At 67.2% G+C, this 17,293-nt stretch carries 18 protein-coding genes and 1 pseudogene; 8 read left to right on the forward strand and 11 right to left on the reverse strand.

Annotation, left to right across the window (positions count from 1 at the left end; genetic code table 11):
* Window position 1: 1 nt before the first annotated feature.
* The 7 genes from octT to ACWW36_RS27590 form a co-directional block, all read right to left on the reverse strand.
* A complete protein-coding gene (gene octT, locus ACWW36_RS27560; protein ID WP_456139094.1) occupies window positions 2–733 on the reverse strand; it encodes a diglucosylglycerate octanoyltransferase in 732 nt (243 codons plus the stop codon).
* Complete coding sequence (gpgP, locus tag ACWW36_RS27565; RefSeq protein ID WP_456139095.1) at window positions 723–1,391, reverse strand: glucosyl-3-phosphoglycerate phosphatase; 669 nt, start codon at window positions 1,389–1,391, stop codon at window positions 723–725. The genes octT and gpgP overlap by 11 nt, the downstream gene beginning before the upstream one ends.
* Window positions 1,388–1,756, reverse strand: a complete 369-nt coding sequence (gene rsfS / locus ACWW36_RS27570; protein ID WP_456139096.1) for a ribosome silencing factor — start codon at window positions 1,754–1,756, stop codon at window positions 1,388–1,390. Before rsfS ends, gpgP begins: the two co-directional genes overlap by 4 nt.
* The gene (gene nadD / locus ACWW36_RS27575) at window positions 1,753–2,394 is read right to left on the reverse strand and encodes a nicotinate-nucleotide adenylyltransferase (RefSeq protein ID WP_456139097.1); all 642 of its coding nucleotides are present in this window, start codon (window positions 2,392–2,394) and stop codon (window positions 1,753–1,755) included. The genes rsfS and nadD overlap by 4 nt, the downstream gene beginning before the upstream one ends.
* A gap of 110 nt (window positions 2,395–2,504) precedes the next feature.
* Window positions 2,505–3,950, reverse strand: coding sequence for a vWA domain-containing protein (locus tag ACWW36_RS27580; protein WP_456142649.1), 1,446 nt, complete (start codon window positions 3,948–3,950; stop codon window positions 2,505–2,507).
* Window positions 3,947–4,822, reverse strand: coding sequence for an AAA family ATPase (locus ACWW36_RS27585; RefSeq protein WP_456139098.1), 876 nt, complete (start codon window positions 4,820–4,822; stop codon window positions 3,947–3,949). The genes ACWW36_RS27580 and ACWW36_RS27585 overlap by 4 nt, the downstream gene beginning before the upstream one ends.
* Window positions 4,823–4,866: 44 nt before the next feature.
* Window positions 4,867–6,114, reverse strand: a complete 1,248-nt coding sequence (locus ACWW36_RS27590; protein WP_456139099.1) for a glutamate-5-semialdehyde dehydrogenase — start codon at window positions 6,112–6,114, stop codon at window positions 4,867–4,869.
* A gap of 75 nt (window positions 6,115–6,189) precedes the next feature.
* Here ACWW36_RS27590 and ACWW36_RS27595 point away from each other — a divergent pair, with 75 nt between their 5' ends.
* From ACWW36_RS27595 to ACWW36_RS27610, 4 genes are read left to right on the forward strand one after another with little or no spacing between them, the layout of a single operon-like run.
* Entirely contained in the window at window positions 6,190–7,068 is an 879-nt protein-coding gene (locus ACWW36_RS27595; RefSeq protein WP_456139100.1) for a ribokinase, read from the forward strand.
* Window positions 7,065–7,886: an enoyl-CoA hydratase/isomerase family protein gene (locus tag ACWW36_RS27600; RefSeq protein ID WP_456139101.1), complete on the forward strand. Its 822-nt coding sequence runs from the start codon at window positions 7,065–7,067 to the stop codon at window positions 7,884–7,886. The genes ACWW36_RS27595 and ACWW36_RS27600 overlap by 4 nt, the downstream gene beginning before the upstream one ends.
* A gap of 30 nt (window positions 7,887–7,916) precedes the next feature.
* On the forward strand, window positions 7,917–8,219 hold the full coding sequence (locus ACWW36_RS27605) for an ArsR/SmtB family transcription factor (RefSeq protein ID WP_456139102.1): 303 nt from the start codon (window positions 7,917–7,919) through the stop codon (window positions 8,217–8,219).
* Window positions 8,219–8,824: a cation transporter gene (locus tag ACWW36_RS27610; RefSeq protein ID WP_456139103.1), complete on the forward strand. Its 606-nt coding sequence runs from the start codon at window positions 8,219–8,221 to the stop codon at window positions 8,822–8,824. Before ACWW36_RS27605 ends, ACWW36_RS27610 begins: the two co-directional genes overlap by 1 nt.
* A 6-nt stretch (window positions 8,825–8,830) precedes the next feature.
* Here the strand turns inward: ACWW36_RS27610 and ACWW36_RS27615 are convergent, their stop codons facing one another.
* Complete coding sequence (locus ACWW36_RS27615; protein WP_456139104.1) at window positions 8,831–9,847, reverse strand: NADP-dependent oxidoreductase; 1,017 nt, start codon at window positions 9,845–9,847, stop codon at window positions 8,831–8,833.
* Between the two features lie 24 nt (window positions 9,848–9,871).
* Complete coding sequence (locus ACWW36_RS27620) at window positions 9,872–11,914, reverse strand: NAD(+) synthase (RefSeq protein WP_456139105.1); 2,043 nt, start codon at window positions 11,912–11,914, stop codon at window positions 9,872–9,874.
* Window positions 11,915–11,957: 43 nt separating this feature from the next.
* Between ACWW36_RS27620 and ACWW36_RS27625 the strand changes: the two genes are divergently transcribed.
* The 4 genes and pseudogenes from ACWW36_RS27625 (at window position 11,958) to ACWW36_RS27640 (ending at window position 14,663) form a co-directional block, all read left to right on the forward strand.
* Window positions 11,958–12,497 (forward strand): cysteine hydrolase family protein, encoded by a 540-nt coding sequence (locus tag ACWW36_RS27625; protein WP_456139106.1) that lies wholly within the window; start codon window positions 11,958–11,960, stop codon window positions 12,495–12,497.
* A gap of 112 nt (window positions 12,498–12,609) precedes the next feature.
* Window positions 12,610–13,044, forward strand: a pseudogene (locus ACWW36_RS27630) (Hsp20/alpha crystallin family protein); the annotation flags it as partial.
* A gap of 143 nt (window positions 13,045–13,187) precedes the next feature.
* Complete coding sequence (locus ACWW36_RS27635; RefSeq protein ID WP_456139107.1) at window positions 13,188–14,024, forward strand: NAD-dependent protein deacetylase; 837 nt, start codon at window positions 13,188–13,190, stop codon at window positions 14,022–14,024.
* Window positions 14,025–14,663, forward strand: a complete 639-nt coding sequence (locus tag ACWW36_RS27640) for a hypothetical protein (RefSeq protein ID WP_456139108.1) — start codon at window positions 14,025–14,027, stop codon at window positions 14,661–14,663. It abuts the gene before it with no gap.
* Between the two features lie 49 nt (window positions 14,664–14,712).
* On the opposite strand, the gene proB is transcribed toward ACWW36_RS27640, so the two are convergent.
* Together proB and obgE are read right to left on the reverse strand one after the other, a co-directional pair.
* A complete protein-coding gene (gene proB / locus ACWW36_RS27645; RefSeq protein ID WP_456139109.1) occupies window positions 14,713–15,816 on the reverse strand; it encodes a glutamate 5-kinase in 1,104 nt (367 codons plus the stop codon).
* The gene (gene obgE, locus ACWW36_RS27650) at window positions 15,813–17,258 is read right to left on the reverse strand and encodes a GTPase ObgE (RefSeq protein ID WP_456139110.1); all 1,446 of its coding nucleotides are present in this window, start codon (window positions 17,256–17,258) and stop codon (window positions 15,813–15,815) included. Before obgE ends, proB begins: the two co-directional genes overlap by 4 nt.
* Window positions 17,259–17,293: the final 35 nt, after the last annotated feature.

Here is a 17,293-nt window from a genome sequence, read left to right on the forward strand (position 1 = left end):
GCTAGCCGCTTGAGTCTTCTTGCTGGACACCCGCTTCGGCGAGGGCTTTCAGCGTGAGGTCGGCCACCGCCTGGTGGGCTTCGAAGTTCCAGTGGATGCCGTCGGGATTCCCGCGGCCGCTAAGGATGTGCTCGGCGACCGCGGCCTTCTGATCGACCAGCGGGATGTCATGCTGCGCGGCCCATTCGGTGATGGCCCGCGCCGTGCCTTCGCGGCCGTGGTGCGCCTTGCCGTAGGTTTCGGCGATATGCACGGCGGGCAGCGACGCCACGATCGGGATGCCCGGGCGGTTGAAATCGATTGCGCCGCGGGTCATCTCGAGGTATTCCGCCGATAGGTGGGGCGGCAGCGCGGCGCGCGCGACCGGCGACAACCGTGGCTGAACCCAGCCGTACCCGTCGCGCACCCACCGCCGAAGCCACGGCGGCCGGACGTACCGGATCAGCTCGCGCACGGCGGTCGGTAGCGGCGAAGGAAGCGAGTCCATGCCGCCGGTCGCGAAGATCACCGCCCCGGCCCGAGGCAGCGCCGCCCATGCTCGCGGGTCCTGGGTCGCCGCCCACCACACGTCGCGGCAGGTCCAGCCGATCCGCCCGATCAGCTCGAGATCCCAATCAAGTTGGCTCGCAACGATGTTGGGCCAGATGCGCGGATCGTCGGACGGCAGCCCGCCCGTCGGTCCGTAATAGGACAGCGAGTCGCAGAAGACGAGCAGGGTCTTTTTAGAGGACATCGTTGGCAACCTGTGCTGAAGCGTTCCACACGTCGAGCCGCCACCGGATGCCCTCCAGCCCGGCATTCGGTTCGCTGTGGCCCGATAGCTGCACCCAGCTCGCGTTGCCCATCCCGCCCAGCACCGGCCAGTTGTCGACCGGCAGACCCAGCAGCGCCGCGGTGAGCGCCGCGATCAGTCCGCCGTGCGCGACGAGGACCACAGGCCTATCGGGATCGTCGACTCCCCACTCGGTCTGCTCGGCGACCAGGTCGGCCATCAGCGGCATGCTGCGCGCGGCGACGTCGACACGGCTTTCGCCGCCGTGCGGTGCCCATCGCGCATTCTCGCGCCAGGCCAGCCGGGCGCCGGGAGCGGCGGCGTCGACCTCGAGGTGCGTCATGCCCTGCCAGTCGCCCAGATGTGTTTCACGCAGCCGGGTGTCGACGAGCACCGGCATGCCGGACCGCTCGCCTAACGCCACTGCGGTGTCGAGCGCGCGCCGCAGATCTGACGACACGATGATCAGCGGTTGACGCTTGGCCAGCACTTCGGCGGCGGCGACGGCTTGGTCGCGGCCGAGGTCGGACAGCTCGGTGTCGAGCTGGCCCTGCATTCGGCTGCCTGCGTTGTATTCGGTCTGCCCGTGCCGCAGCATCACCAGGCGGCGGACCCTCATGCCTGGCCGTCCAGGTCGACAGGGACGACGGGGCAGTCGCGCCACAGCCGGTCTAGGGCGTAGAAGTTGCGCTCGTCCTGGTGCTGGATGTGGACCACGATGTCGACGTAGTCAAGAAGCGTCCATCGGCCCTCGCGGGCACCCTCACGGCGTGCGGGTTTGTAGCCGGCGACGCGCATCTTCTCCTCGACCTCGTCGACGATGGCGTTGACCTGACGTTCGTTGGAGGCCGACGCGATCACGAAACAGTCGGTGATGACGAGTTGGCCTGATACGTCGATGACGACGACATCCTCGGCGAGCTTGGAGGCTGCTGCCCGCGCAGCGACCGTGGCCATGTCGATGGCTTCCTCGGAGGCGCTCACCGGCTACCGTCCTTGGCCACCACCGGCTGCGCGGCATACATGTGGCGTTTGGCCACATACTGGACCACGCCGTCGGGCACCAGATACCAGATCGGTCGGCCCTTTTCGGCGCGCTTGCGGCAGTCGGTCGACGAGATCGCCAGCGCAGGCACCTCGACCAGCGTCAGCGCGTCGTCGGGCAGCTTCCGCAGCGCGGCGGTGAGGTGTGTGCTGTCCAGGTCGTAGCCGGGCCTGCTGACGCCGACGAACTTGGCGAGCGAGAACATCTCCTCCCAGCCCTGCCAGGTCAAGATCGACGCGAGCGCGTCCGCGCCGGTGATGAAGTACAGATCGGTGTCTGGGTTGAGGGCCTGCAAGTCGCGCAACGTGTCCTTGGTGTACGTGGGCCCGGCGCGGTCGATGTCGACGCGGCTGACCGAGAAGCGGGGATTGGAGGCGGTCGCGATCACCGTCATCAAGTAACGGTCTTCAGCCGCCGTGACGTAGCGGTGGTGCTTTTGCCACGGCTGGCCCGTCGGCACGAACACCACCTCGTCGAGCTCGAACAGGTCCGCAACCTCGCTGGCGGCGACCAGGTGGCCATTGTGGATGGGGTCGAACGTCCCACCCATCACCCCTAGCCGTCGTCGAGAAGTCACAAACAGCCAGCTTACGGGAGTGCTGTCCGGGCCTCTCTTCGCGCGCCGAACGTGGGTTACCGTCACGCTTCACCCTGCGAAGGCGTGACGGTAACCCACGTTCGCCGAAACTAGACGGGCAGCAGCTGGTCGATCACCCCGGCCAGCTGCTTGGCCGACCGGCATTCATGCATGGTGATGACCTCTTGGTAGCGCGGCACCGCCGAGTCGCCGCTGCCCCACAGATGCTTGGGCTCGGGGTTGAGCCAGTGCGCATGGCGGCTGGCGTTCACCATGTGGGCAAGCAGGTCGGATTCGGGATTGCGGTAGTTGTTGCGCCCGTCGCCGAGCACCAGCAGCGAACTGCGCGGCGACAGCACGTTCGGCCACTTCTCCATGAACGACACAAACGCGTTGCCGTAGTCCGAGTGCCCGTCGCGCGTGTAGACACCGGCCTCGCGGGTGATGCGCTGCACGGCCACCGCCAGGTCGGAGTCGGGCCCGAACAACTCGGTGACCTCGTCGGTGGTGTCGATGAACGCGAACACGCGAACGCGGGAGAACTGCTGACGCAGCGCGTGCACGAGCATCAGGGTGAAGTGACTGAAGCCCGCCACCGAGCCGGACACGTCGCACAGCACGACGAGCTCGGGGCGCGCCGGATGCGGCTTCTTGAGCACCACGTCGATCGGCACGCCGCCGGTGGACATCGACTTGCGCAGCGTCTTGCGCATGTCGATCTCGCCGGCACGCGACCGGCGCCGCCGCGCGGCCAGACGCGTCGCCAGCATGCGAGCCAGCGGCGCCACCACCCGCCGCATCTGGCGCAGCTGCTCCCCGGAGGCGCGCAGGAATTCGACGTTCTCCGCCAGTTGCGGCACACCGTACATCTGCACGTGCTCACGGCCCAGCTGCTCGGCGGTGCGGCGCTTGGTCTCGGCCTCCACCATCTTGCGTAGTTGCGATATACGTTGAGCCGCAAGGGCTTTGGCGATCTGTTCCTGCGTCGGCGTGGGTTCGTCGCCGTACGGCGCGAGCAGGCCCGCAAGCAGCCGGCCCTCCAGATCGTCGAGGCTCATCGCCTTGAGCGCCTGATACGACGAGTACGACGGCCCGCGGCTGGACTGATAGCGCCCGTATGCCTCGACGATCTGCGCGATCATCGCCGCCAGCCGCTCGTCCAGGTTTGCGAGATCGGCGTTGCTGGAGAGCATGTCGACCAGCTGCGCGCGCAGCGCCTCGATGTCTTCGGGCGGCAACCCCTCCGGCTGGTCGTCGGTGTCGTCGTCGTCGAGCAGCACTGTCTTGGCGCCCAGCGCTGCCGGGAAAAACAGGTCGAACATCGCGTCGTAGGTGTCGCGGTGATCGGGGCGGCGCAACACAGCGCACGCGATGCCCTCGCGAAGCACCTCACGGTCGGCCAGCCCCAACGTCGCCATCACCCGCCCGGCGTCGACGGTTTCCGACGGGCCGACCGAAATACCCTGCCCGCGCAGGGCTTCCACGAATTCCACGAGATGTCCGGGAATTCCGTGCGGCGCCAGCGGCTGCGGTGGTCGGACGCGGCGGGCCATCAGTTCAGCCTCAGCTCCCCGGCCGCGCGCACCTGGTCGGACTGGTGCTTGAGGACAACGCCGAGCGTGGCCGCGATCATGGCGTCGTCGATGGTGTCCATGCCGAGAGCCAAAATGGTGCGCCCCCAGTCGATCGTCTCGGCGACCGACGGCAGCTTCTTCAGTTGCATGCCGCGTAGCACCCCGATGACTCGCACCAGCTCCTCGGCCAGATGCTCGGGCAGCTCAGGCACCCGCGACAGCAGGATGCGGCGCTCCAGGTCGGGATCGGGAAAGTCGATGTGCAGGAACAGGCATCGACGCTTGAGCGCTTCGGACAGCTCGCGGGTGGCGTTCGAGGTCAGCAGCACGAAAGGCTGGCGTTCGGCGGTGATGGTGCCGAGTTCGGGCACCGTCACCGCGAAGTCGGACAGCACCTCGAGCAGTAGGCCCTCGATTTCGATGTCGGCCTTGTCGGTTTCGTCGATCAGCAGCACCGTCGGCTCGGTGCGGCGGATCGCCGTCAGCAGCGGACGGGTCAGCAGAAACTCTTCACTGAACACATCGGTCTTGGTCTGCTCCCAGTCGCCGTGCCCGGCCTGGATGCGCAGGATCTGCTTGGCGTGGTTCCACTCGTACAGCGCGCGGGCCTCGTCGACGCCCTCGTAGCACTGCAGCCGCACCAGGCCAGAGCCGGTGGCCTGGGCCACCGCACGCGCCAGCTCGGTCTTGCCGACGCCTGCGGGCCCTTCGACCAACAACGGTTTGCCCAGCCGGTCGGCGAGGAAAACGGCTGTGGCCGTTGCGGTATCGGGCAGATAGCCGGTTTCGGCGAGCCGCCGGGCGACATCGTCGATGTCGGCGAACAGCGGCGCCGAGCGTGCGGGGACGCTCACTGGGTCATTCTCTTCGCGTAAGCGCTCATCGGCGTCTTCTCCTGTTATGCCGGGCGGGTGTGGCCGTCTCCCCACACAATCCACTTGGTTGACGTCAATTCGGGCAGCCCCATCGGGCCGCGGGCGTGCAGCTTCTGGGTGGATATGCCGATCTCCGCACCGAAACCGAACTGCTCACCGTCGGTGAACGCGGTGGATGCGTTGACCATAACCGCGGCCGCGTCGACCCGCTCGGTGAAGCGTTGAGCAGCGGCCAGATTCGTCGCGACGATGGCCTCGGTGTGCCCGGTGCCGTATTCGTTGACATGCTCGATCGCGGCGTCGAGGCCGTCGACCACCGCAACAGCGATGTCCATCGACAAGAACTCGACACGCAGATCGTCTTCGGATGGGTTGTCGTGCACGGTGACGCCGGCGTCTTGCAGCGCCTTGGTCAGCCGAGGCACCGCCGTGTCGGCGATCGACTTGTCGATCAGCAGCGACTCCGCCGCGTTGCAGACGCTGGGCCGCCGCGTCTTGGCGTTCAACAGAATCGCCTCCGCGACGTCCAGATCGGCCGACTCGTGAACGTACACATGGCAATTGCCGACGCCCGTCTCGATGGTCGGCACCTGGGCATCGCGCACGACCGCGTCGATCAGGCCGGCTCCCCCGCGCGGGATCACAACGTCGACAAGGCCGCGGGCCTGGATCAAGTGTGTAACGCTGGCGCGGTCCTCGCTGGGCAGCGACTGCGCCGCGTCGACGTTGCGGTTCTCCATCGCAAGGGCGTCGCGAAGTGCCTTCACCAGAGCGGCATTGGACCGAGCCGCCGACGAACTCCCGCGCAACAACACCGCGTTGCCCGATTTGAGCGTTAACCCGAACGCGTCGACCGTCACGTTGGGCCGCCCCTCGTACACGATGCCGACGACGCCGAGCGGCACCCGCTGCTGGCGCAGCTGCAGGCCGTTGGGCAGCGTGCGGCCCCGCAGCACCTCGCCGATCGGGTCCGGCAGGCCCGCGACCTGGCGCAGGCCGGCGGCGATGCCGTCGATGCGTTGCGGGTTGAGTGCGAGACGGTCCAGCATCGCATCAGGCGTGCCCGCCGATTTGGCCGCGGCAAGGTCTTCGGCGTTGGCTGCGAGGATCGCGCCTGCGTCGCGCAGCAGATTGTCGGCCGCGGCGTGCAGCGCCGAGTTCTTCGTGGCGGTGCTCAGGGTGGCCAGTTCACGAGCGGCGATGCGGGCACGCCGCGCGGCGTCGTGGACCTGCTGGCGCAAGTCAGGCAGCGACGGTGCTTGCACACTCATCAGCCCAGCGTATCGGACCTGTCTGTGGCAGTTTCGACGCCTGTCAGTTAGTCCGCTGGGATAGCGTTGACAGTTATGGTGCGGGTCTGCGTAGTGGGCAGTGTCAACGCCGATCTGACTTTCACCGTGGATGCCCTGCCCCGTCCCGGCCAAACCGTTCTCGCGTCGTCGCTGTCGTCGTCGCCGGGCGGCAAGGGCGGCAATCAAGCGGTCGCCGCGGCCAGGGCCGGCGCGTCGGTGCAACTCGTGGCGGCGCTGGGCGCGGACTCGGCTGCCGATCAGCTGCGGGCGCATCTGCGGGACAACGAGGTCGGCTTGGACGGGGTGGTCAGCCTGCCGGTTGCCAGCGGCTCGGCGGTGATCACAGTCGACTCCGCCGCCGAGAACACCATCGTCGTGGCGCCAGGCGCCAACGCACATCTGAGCGTGGCTTCTGCCGACGTCCGCGCCGTGATCGCGGACAGCGACGTGGTGCTGCTGCAGCTGGAGATCCCGATCGCCACCGCCATCGCCGCGGCGAGGGTCGCACGCGCCGCCGGTTCGGTCGTGATCATCAACGCCTCGCCGACAGGCGCCGAACCCCACGAACTGCTCGCGCTGTCCGAGCTCGCCGACGTGGTCGTGGTCAACGAGGCCGAAGCGCGCGAATGGCATTGGCCGGTCCCGCATCTGGTGATCACCCGCGGTGCCCGCGGCGCCAGCTACCTCGGCGATGACGAGCGGTTCGACGTGCCCGCACCACCGGTCGAAGCCGTCGACACGACCGGTGCGGGCGACGTGTTCGCCGGAGTGCTGGCGGCAGGATGGCTGAACGGCCACGAGGATGCGTTGCGGCGCGCCTGCGCGGCCGGCGCCTTGTCGACGCTTGTTCCCGGCGCGGGTGATTGCGCGCCGTACGCGGAGGCCATCGACGACGCGGTATCGAACAGAAAGGCGGGAGAAAGGCAGATATGACGACAACAACGCCACGTCCACCGGAGGGCGACTGGCTGGGCACGCCGTATCTGCGATTCACCCGGGAGGGGCCGTTCGGCGTGTGCACGCTCGACCGGCCCGAGGCCCGCAACGCGATGACCCCGGCGATGTACTTCGGCATCCGCTACGCCGTGCGCCACGTCGATTCCGATCCCGACCTCGCGGGTCTGCTGATCACCGGTGCTGGAGACGTGTTCGCCCCCGGCGGCGACATGGGCGGCGGCGACGGCTCGGACAACTGGCTGACGTTCGGCTCCGCTCTCGGCATGGACGTGACGCCGTTCGAGACGCTGCGGCAGTCGGTCAAGCCGGTGGTATCGGCGGTCAACGGGCTGTGCCAGGGCGGCGGGCTGCAGATCGCGCTGTGCAGCGACATGACCGTGGTCAGCGACCGGGCGACGTTCCGGGTGCCGGAGCTGTTGCGCGGTATCGCCGACACGTACTACAGCCAGATGCTGGCGCGCCTCATCGGTCCGGTCCGAACACGGGACTTGATGTTCACGGGCCGGACGTTGACGGCGGCCGAGGCAGTGGAGTGGGGCATGGTCGCCAGGGTGGTTCCGCACGACTCGTTGCTCGATGCTGCGCGTGAGGTGCTCGGACAGTGTTGTCGCTCGGCGCCGGCGGCACGCAGCCTGGTCAAGTCCAGCCTCGACAACTACATGGGGCTGTTCGACCGCATCGGCATGCAGGCCAGCTACGCGTCACCCGAAGCGCTCGAGGGATTCCGCGCGTTCAAAGAGCGGCGGTCCCCCGACTGGGTGCACCCGGATTTACGCATCGAAGGACGGCTGTAATAGTTCAGCGTCAGCTGTACTATCCGTCTCGTGCAGACGGTGACCCACAGCGATGCCTTGGCGCGGTTCGGCTGCGCGTTGTCCGACGCGACCCGAACGGAAATCCTGCTGACATTGCGCGACGGGCCGGGCTACCCGTCTGACCTGGCCGAGAAAATCGGGGTATCGCGGCAGATCGTGTCCAACCACCTGGCGTGTCTGCGTGGCTGCGGCCTCGTGGTCGCGCTGCCCGAGGGCCGGCGCAGCCGCTACGAGCTGTCCGACAAGCGCATCGCCCACGCGCTGGACGACCTCGTCGGTCTGGTGCTCGCGGTCGACCCCGCGTGCTGCTGATGTCCGCAGTCGGGACGCGTCGCGCGGCGCTTGAACGCCGAATCCGGCTCTTGGTCGGCGCGACGATCACCTACAACGTGATCGAGGCGGCCGTCGCGTTGGCCGAGGGCACACGCGTCTCGTCGTCGGCGCTGATCGGCTTCGGACTCGATTCGGTGGTCGAGATCTCGTCGGCGGCCGCAGTCGCCTGGCAGTTCTCCGCGCGTGATCCCGAGACACGGGAGAAGGCCGCTCTTCGGTTCATCGCGTTTTCGTTCTTCGCACTCGCCGCGTATGTGGTCGTCGATTCGGTGCTGTCGCTGCTCGGCCTCGGCGAGGCCCGGCCGTCGCCGATTGGCATCGCGCTCGCGGCGGCGAGCCTCGTCATCATGCCGGTGCTGTCGCTGGCACAGCGCCGCGCCGGTCGCGAGCTGGGTTCGCGATCGGCGGTCGCCGATTCCAAGCAGACGCTTCTGTGCACATATCTTTCGGCGATCTTGTTGGCCGGTCTCGTCTTGAACAGCCTCCTGGGCTGGTCGTGGGCGGACCCGGTCGCCGCTTTGGGCATCGCCGCAATCGCTGTGCGTGAGGGCATCGAAGCCTGGCGCGGGGATCCCTGCTGCTGAAGCGTCTCAGGTCGTCGGCTCGCTGAGTTTCACCAGCGTCTTGCCGATGTTGGCCCCCGTGAACAACCCGTTGAGCGCATCCACGCACGACTCGATTCCGTCGAAAATGGTCTGACGATGCACGAGCTTTCCCTCGGCCTCCCATTGGCGGAGGTGGACGAAGGCTTCGTCGAAACGCCCCCACTCGTCGAGCGCATTGAATCCTTGCATCACAGCGGTTTTCGACAACAGGTTGACGTAGTTCGCCGGACCTGGATGCTCGCCGGTCAAGTAACTCGAGATGACGCCGCACAGCACGACGCGCGCCTTGGGGGCCAGCCGTCCCAACACCGCATCGAGGATAGGGCCGCCGACGTTGTCGAAGTACACGTTGACGCCCTTCGGGCAGTGCTGCTTGAGCGCCGCGGGTAGGGCGTCGTTCTTGTAGTCGATACATGCGTCGAACCCGAAGTCCTCGACAACCGCCTTGCACTTCTGCGGGCCGCCCGCGATGCCCACCACCCTGGCCCCGGCGATCTTCGCGATCTGACCGGCCACCGAACCGGTGGCACCGGCCGCGGCCGATACCACCACGGTGTCCCCCGCCTGCGGCCTGCCGATGTCGGTCATGCCGAAATACGCCGTTGCGCCTGTCGGGCCGTACACCGACATGATCGCCAGCTGATCGGTCTCACCCGGAATAGGCGTGCTGAAGATGTCGTCGCGAATGAGCACGTATTCCTGGAAGCCGGTAAGAGTGGTGACCACGTCGCCGACGGCGAAGGCGTCGCAGCGTGATGCGACCACCTCACCGATCCCGGCGGCGCGGATGACCTCGCCCAGCTGTACCGGCGGCAGATAACCCGGTTGGTCGTTGAGCCACGTCCGGGCAGCGGCGTCGATGCCGACATAGGTCGTGCGCAGCAGCGCCTCGCCCTCGCCCGGCTCTGGCGCCGGCCCGGCGACCAGTTCTGTGTCTCCCGGCTGAACCAGTCCCTTCGGGCGGCGACGCAGCAGGATCTGGCGGTTCGTGAGATCGGGCACCAGGAGAAACTACGCCGAGTTGTTTCAGTCCTCTGGGATTTCGCGTTCGATCTCGTCCAGCCAGGTGCGCGCCGACATGTCCGACGGCGCTCGCCAATCACCCCGGGGTGAGAGCGACCCGCCGTGGGAGACCTTCGGTCCGTTCGGCAGCGCCGAACGCTTGAATTGGGAAAACGAGTAGTAGCGCTGCGCGAACACCTGCAACCAGTGCCGAATCTCCTTCAGCGAGTAGGTGGGCCGCTTGTCCTCGGGTATACCGAACGGCCAGTCGCCGCGCTCCGGATCGCTCCACGCATGCCAGGCCAGGAAAGCCACCTTCGACGGGCGGAATCCGTAGCGCAGCACCTGAAAGAGCGAAAAGTCCTGCAGCACATACGGTCCCACCTTGGACTCGCTGCTTTGGATCTCCTCGTCCTCGCCCGCCGGAACCAGTTCGGGACTGATCTCGGTATCGAGGACCGACTGCAGCACCTCGTTGACGGCATCGTCGAACTGATGCGATGAGATCACCCAGCGGATCAGGTGTTGGATCAACGTCTTCGGCACGCCGCCGTTGACGTTGTAGTGCGACATCTGGTCGCCCACACCGTAAGTGGACCAACCCAACGCCAGCTCAGAGAGGTCGCCCGTGCCGAGCACGATGCCGCCGCGCTGGTTGGCGAGCCGGAAAAGGTAGTCGGTGCGCAGACCGGCCTGCACATTCTCGAACGTGACGTCGTAGACCTTTTCACCGCGCGCGAACGGATGGTCCATCTCCTTGAGCATCAGCTCGGCGCTGGCCTTGATGTCGATGGTCTCGAACGTCACGCCGAGCGCTTCCGCCAGCCGGATCGCGTTTCTCTTGGTGCGCTCGCCCGTCGCAAACCCCGGCAGCGTGAACGCAAGAATGTCGCTGCGCGGCCGGTCTTCCCGGTCCATCGCACGGGCCGCGACGATCAACGCGTGCGTGGAATCCAGACCACCGGACAGGCCGAGGACGACCTTCGGGTAGTTCAGCGCGCGCAGCCGCTGCTCGAGACCCGACACCTGGATGTTGTAGGCCTCGTAGCAATCCTGTTCCAGGCGTTCGGGATCCGACGGCACGAACGGGAAGCGCTCGACCTCGCGACGCAGCCCGATGTCGCCGGACGGCGGGTCGAGCCGAAACTCGATGCGGCGGAACGACTCCGCGGTGATGCGATGGTGGATGCGGTTGTCGTCGAACGTGCCCATCCGTAACCGCTCAGAGCGCAGCAGTTCCAGGTCCACATCGGCGACCGAGCGCCGTTCACCCTTCGGGAATCGCTCGGAGGAGGCAAGGCATACGCCGTTCTCCCACACCATCGTCTGGCCATCCCAAGCCAGGTCCGTGGTCGATTCGCCCTCCCCCGCCGCGGCGTAGACGTACGCCGCCAGGCAGCGCGACGACGCGGACCGGGCCAGCAGGCAACGATCCTCGGCACGCCCGATGGTGATGGGGCTGCCCGACAGGTTGGCGAGCACCGTCGCGCCGGCCAGCGCCGCCTGCGCGCTCGGCGGGATCGGCACGAACATGTCCTCACAGATCTCGACGTGCAGCACAAAGCCGGGCATGTCGGTGGCGGTGAACAACAGGTCGGACCCGAACGGGACGTCGGCTTCGCCCATCCGGATGGCGCCGTGCACATCGTCGCCGGCCGCCACCTGGCGGCTTTCGTAGAACTCTCGGTAGGTCGGCAGATACGACTTCGGAACCACGCCGAGCACACGGCCGCGGTGGATGACCACCGCGGTGTTGTAGATCCGATGCTGATAACGCAGCGGCGCGCCGACCACAAGCACCGGCATCAACTCCGCCGACGCGACCACGACGTCGAGCAGCGCGTCCTCGACCGCGTCCAGCAATGCGTCTTGCAGCAGGATGTCCTCGATCGAATATCCCGACAGCGTCAGCTCCGGGAAGACCGCGAGCGCGACGCTGTCGTCGTGGCAGGCGCGGGCCAGCCGAAGCACCGATTCGGCGTTGGCGACCGGGTCCGCGAGCGTCGTGTGGTGTGTGCACGCGGCCACCCGCACGAAACCCTGGCGGTACGCCGAGTAGAAATCCATGCTTCATTGTTGCCCGAAAACGGATCGGGGTATGCAACTCCCCATGAGTGACGTAGCGGTGCTGGTCATAGACATGCTGAACACGTACGAGCACGAGGATGCAGATGTGCTCGCCCGCAGCGTCGCCGACATCATCGACCCGCTGGCACAGCTCGTGTCGCGAGCCCGCGACCGCGATGACGTCGACTTGATCTATGTCAACGACAACTATGGAAGCTTCGACGCCGACTTCAGCGACATCGCGGAGGCGGCGCTGCACGGCGAGCGGCCGGACCTCGTCACACCGATCGCCCCTGACGAGAACTGCCAGCGGCTGCTCAAAGTGCGCCATAGCGCGTTCTATGCCAGCTCGCTCGACTATCTGCTCGGCCGGCTCGAAACTCGCAAACTGATCCTCACCGGTCAAGTCACCGAGCAGTGCATCCTCTACAGCGCGCTGGACGCTTATGTGCGGCATTTCTCGGTCGTCGTGCCTCCGGATGCCGTCGCGCACATCGACCCCGAACTCAGCGACGCCGCGCTGACGATGATGGCCAAGAACATGCATGCCGAAATCGTCCCCGCTGAGAAGTGCCTGAACTGAGCTCCCCGCTGCCTCGTGTTGGCTTGCAGTTCGCCCGCGCGCACCATGGGCGATCCGGCGATTTTGATTGCGTCGCGCATCGTGAACCGGAGACCCAACCCAGGAGGAAACCGTGAATAAGCTTGCCGTTCAACGCCCGTCGCGCCCATTGCTGCCGGAGCTGTCCGAACTCTTCAATGGCTTTTCTGGCTTTCCCACGTTCGCCGGCTTGCGCCCGCTCTTCGACGGCAGCCTGCTGCGGGTCGAAGACGAGTACAAGGACGGGCTCTACGAAGTCCGTGCCGAGGTTCCCGGTGTGGACCCGGCCGAGAGCATCGAGGTGACCGTGCTCGACGGCCAGCTCACGATCAAGGCCGAGCGCGCCCAGACGAGTGAGTCGAATGGGCACTCGGAGTTCTCGTACGGCTCGTTCACCCGGACCGTGCCGCTGCCCGCGGGCGCCGACGAGGACGACATCAGCGCCATCTACGACCGGGGCATCCTCACGGTGTCGGTGCCGCTCGCCGAGGACCATCCGACCGAGAAGCGGGTCGAAATCGTCGAAACCATCCTCGCGGACGAGGACGAGGACTACGACGAGGACTACGACGATGACGACGAGGACGACGAGGACGATGAGTCCGATGAGCACGCTGAAGGTGAGGATCAGCCTCAGCTCGAGTCCGGGGCGTGATCGCCTAGCCTGGATGCGTGGAAGCACCTGAACTCGTCGCCTTGTTACAGGGGTGCCGCGTCGCGGTGCTGACCGGAGCGGGCATGTCCACGGATTCGGGTATCCCCGACTACCGCGGACCGGACTCGCCGCCGAGCAATCCGATGACGATCCGCCAATTCACCTCCGATGCGGCGTTTCGCCAGCGGTACTGGGCGCGCAACCACGTCGGCTGGCGCCACATGGATGACACACTGCCCAACGCCGGCCACCGCGCGCTGGCCGCACTCGAGCACGCCGGCGTCGTCTCCGGGGTCATCACCCAGAACGTCGACCTGCTGCACACAAAGGCGGGTAGTCGCACGGTGGTCAACCTGCACGGCACGTATGCCCAGGTGATCTGCCTGGACTGCGGGCACACCATGGCGCGGGCCGCACTCGCCGAATTGCTCGAGGCCGCCAATCCCGGCTTCGTCGAACGCGCAGAGGCCGTCGGTGGGATCGCGGTTGCCCCCGACGCCGACGCCGTCGTCGGCGACACCACATCGTTTCGGATCGTCGACTGTCTCGAATGCGGGGGCATGCTGAAGCCCGATATCGTCTACTTCGGCGAGAGCGTGCCGAAAGACCGTGTGGAGCAAGCCTATTCGCTGGTCGACGAGGCCGACGCACTCTTGGTCGCTGGCTCGTCTCTGACCGTTTACTCCGGATACCGCTTCGTACGGCACGCCGCAGCGCACGGACTGCCGATCGCGATCATCAACCGCGGCCGCAGCCGCGGCGACGACCTCTCGACGGTGAAGATCGACAACGGCTGCTCGGAGATGCTGGCACTGTTGGCCGACGAGCTACCTGCCATGGCAAGTTCGGCCTAGATGACCGACGACGACACCTCTTGGCTTCAGGCGCTGTTGGAAAGCAGGCGGCCTGATCCTGGGCCGGTCGCGGGGCGGTGGGCGCTGGGCGTCGGCGACATGGTGGCCGACCATCCGCTGACACCGGCCAAGCTGCGCGGGTTGGCCCGCAAGCTGAACCATTTCGGCGGAGTGGCGATCAGCGAGGACGGCGTCGAGTTCGACGGTGACGACGCCAATTGGTCGGATATCACCGAGATCCGCACCCGCAGCCTCGTCGAGTACCTGTTCTCCGGCGGCGTCGACAAGCAGGTCGATAAGCTGCCGCTGCCGTGGTTCCCGTTCCGCCGCAAGGTGATAGAGGCGATTTCGCACGCGGCACTGACGCTGCTTCTAGCCGCCGCCAAGCAACAGCTCGACGGCGCGCTCGAGATTCGAATTCCCGCCGAGGTGCACTACCACGGCATGCTGCGCACCCGTGAACTGACACCGAGCTTGATCGCCGCGGTGGTGCTCGCCGATCCGGCGGTGCGCCGGTGTTTCGAGGCGACCGCGCAGGTGCACGGCGTCGAGCTGCAGGCTGCCGACGACGAGGTGATGGAGGACGCCGAGCACCGCGCCGAACAGATCAAGAGCATGCTGGCCAAGCTCAAACCGTGACTTGTGCACAGTTTGTTGCGCTCAGCGTGACAAACCGTGCACAAATCGCTCAGACGGCGACCAGGTCGTCGGCATGCACGGCGGGACGCCGCATCTCCGCGGGCAGATCCGTCGTCGAGCGGCCAAGCATGGTCGCCAGTTCAGCCGCGTCGTAGGCCACCACGCCACGCGCCACCATCGTCGCGTCCTGAGATCGAAGCTCGACGACGTCGCCACCGTAGAAGCGGCCGGACAACGCGGTGATACCCGCCGGCAGCAGCGAACGTCGTTGCCGCACAACGGCTCGCACGGCGCCGTCGTCGAGCGTCAATGCCCCCGACACCTCGGCCGCGTAGCGCACCCAGAACCTGCGCGCCGACATCCGCTCGGGCCGCGGCGCGAACACCGTGCCGACCGACGCGTCGTCCAATGCGGTGGCCGCATCCGACGCCGCCGCGAGCAGAACCGGCACGCCCGCATCGGCGGCCAGTAGCGCCGACGACAGCTTTGACGCCATCCCGCCGGTGCCGAGGTGGCTGCCCTGGCCGGCCACTACGCCGTCAAGGTCGGCGGGCCCAGTGACCTCATCGATGAAGCGCGCGTTGCCTTTTCGCGGGTCGGAGTCGTAGAGACCGTCGATGTCGGACAACAGCACCAGCGCGTCGGCGCCAACGAGATGGGCGACCAGCGCGGAGAGCCGGTCGTTGTCGCCGAACCGGATCTCGTTTGTGGCCACCGTGTCGTTCTCGTTGACGATCGCGACCGCGTGCAGCGCCCGCAGCCGGTCCAGCGTGCGCTGGGCGTTCGTGTGCGACACGCGCATCGAGATGTCGTGCGCCGTCAACAGCACCTGGCCCACGGCGCGGTGGTATCGAGCGAACGCCGTGCTCCACGAATTCACCAGCGCGACTTGCCCGACGCTGGCCGCCGCCTGTTTGGTGGCAAGGTCGACGGGTCGCTTCGTCAGGCCGAGTGGTTCGATCCCGGCGGCGATCGAACCCGATGACACGATCACCACGTCGGAACCGGCCTTCATCCGGCCTTCGATGGCGTCGGCCAAGACGGCCAGCCGGCTGGCGTCGAACACCCCGGACGGTGTGGTCAGCGCGGTGGTGCCGATCTTGACGACGACGCTGCGCGCGGTGCGGACAGCCTCGCGATACGGGCTGGTCATGAGTCGCCGCCGGGTCGGCGCCGTTCGCGACGGGCGGCCTTGCGCTCGTCGGCGCGGACCCGGTCGCTCTGCTCCAACCTGGCATCGGTGCCGCGACCGGTCGGCGTCACGTCCACGCCCGCGGGAGTCTGCGGCTCCCAGTCGAAGGTCACATCCCCGATCGTGACCGCGCAGCCTGGCTTCGCGCCCAGCCGCAGCAACTCGTCCTCCACGCCGAGACGGGCCAGCCGGTCACCGAGGTAGCCGACGGCCTCGTCGTTGTCGAAATTCGTTTGGCTGATCCAGCGTTCGGGTCGCGTCCCGTGCACCACGAAACCGCCCTGGCCGTCCGACTCGACCTTGAATCCGCTCTCGTCCACCGGAATCGGCCGGATGACGGGTCGGCGCGGTACGACCGGCGGCTGGGCCTCACGGTAAGTCGACACCATGTCCCACAGCGCAAACGTCAACGGCCGCAAGCCTTCATGGGTGACGGTGGAAACCTCGTGCACCGGCCAGCCGAACCGGCGGGAGATCTCGTCGCGGACGAATTCGGCCAGCTCGCGAGCATCCGGCACGTCGATCTTGTTGAGCACCACCGCACGAGGCCGCTCCGCCAGGTCGCCCAGCGTCGAATCGCCCTGCAGCGTCGGGGTGTACGCGGCGAGCTCGGCCTCCAGCGCCTCGATATCGGAGATCGGGTCGCGGCCGGGCTCCAGTGTCGCGCAGTCCACGACATGCACCAGCACCGCACAGCGTTCGATGTGCCGCAGGAAATCCAGGCCAAGGCCGCGGCCTTGCGAGGCGCCGGGGATCAGGCCCGGCACATCGGCGACGGTGAACGTGTGGTCCCCAGCCGACACCACACCCAAGTTGGGCGCCAGTGTGGTGAACGGGTAGTCGGCGATCTTCGGCTTGGCCGCCGATATGGCCGATACCAACGACGACTTGCCCGCCGACGGGAACCCGACCAGGCCGACGTCGGCGACCGTCTTGAGTTCCAGCGTCAGATCCCGGACCTGACCCTTTTCGCCGAGCAGCGCGAAACCGGGCGCCTTGCGGGCCCGCGATGCGAGCGCCGCGTTGCCGAGCCCGCCGCGGCCACCGGCAGCCGCTTCGAATCGGGTGCCCGCACCGACCAGGTCGGCGAGCAGGCGGCCGTTCTCGTCGAGCACCACCGTGCCGTCGGGAACCCTGACCTCCAGATCTGCGCCCGCGGCGCCGTCGCGGTTGCCGCCCATGCCCTGCTTTCCGGAGGGCGCGTCGACATGCGGATGGAAGTGGAAATCGAGCAGAGTATGTACCTGCGGGTCGACGACCAGCACGATGCTGCCGCCGCGGCCGCCGTTACCGCCGTCGGGACCGCCGAGCGGCTTGAATTTCTCGCGATGGACCGAGGCGCAGCCGTTGCCGCCGTTGCCTGCCCGCGCGTGAATGACGACGCGGTCTACGAAGCGCGGCATTGCGATGAACCTCCGAATGTAACGTCATGGCGGGG

The organism is Mycobacterium sp. MMS18-G62 (assembly GCF_053877835.1).

Excerpts from the sequence above, each read along its gene's own strand:
- ACWW36_RS27625 (WP_456139106.1), top strand. The coding sequence starts at position 11,958 with ATGAGTGACGTAGCGGTGCTGGTCATAGACATGCTGAACACGTACGAG.
- ACWW36_RS27620 (WP_456139105.1), bottom strand. The coding sequence starts at position 11,914 with ATGGATTTCTACTCGGCGTACCGCCAGGGTTTCGTGCGGGTGGCCGCG.
- ACWW36_RS27640 (WP_456139108.1), top strand. The coding sequence starts at position 14,025 with ATGACCGACGACGACACCTCTTGGCTTCAGGCGCTGTTGGAAAGCAGG.
- obgE (WP_456139110.1), bottom strand. The coding sequence starts at position 17,258 with ATGCCGCGCTTCGTAGACCGCGTCGTCATTCACGCGCGGGCAGGCAAC.
- gpgP (WP_456139095.1), bottom strand. The coding sequence starts at position 1,391 with ATGAGGGTCCGCCGCCTGGTGATGCTGCGGCACGGGCAGACCGAATAC.
- octT (WP_456139094.1), bottom strand. The coding sequence starts at position 733 with ATGTCCTCTAAAAAGACCCTGCTCGTCTTCTGCGACTCGCTGTCCTAT.
- proB (WP_456139109.1), bottom strand. The coding sequence starts at position 15,816 with ATGACCAGCCCGTATCGCGAGGCTGTCCGCACCGCGCGCAGCGTCGTC.
- ACWW36_RS27595 (WP_456139100.1), top strand. The coding sequence starts at position 6,190 with ATGGTGCGGGTCTGCGTAGTGGGCAGTGTCAACGCCGATCTGACTTTC.
- ACWW36_RS27600 (WP_456139101.1), top strand. The coding sequence starts at position 7,065 with ATGACGACAACAACGCCACGTCCACCGGAGGGCGACTGGCTGGGCACG.
- ACWW36_RS27590 (WP_456139099.1), bottom strand. The coding sequence starts at position 6,114 with ATGAGTGTGCAAGCACCGTCGCTGCCTGACTTGCGCCAGCAGGTCCAC.
- ACWW36_RS27610 (WP_456139103.1), top strand. The coding sequence starts at position 8,219 with ATGTCCGCAGTCGGGACGCGTCGCGCGGCGCTTGAACGCCGAATCCGG.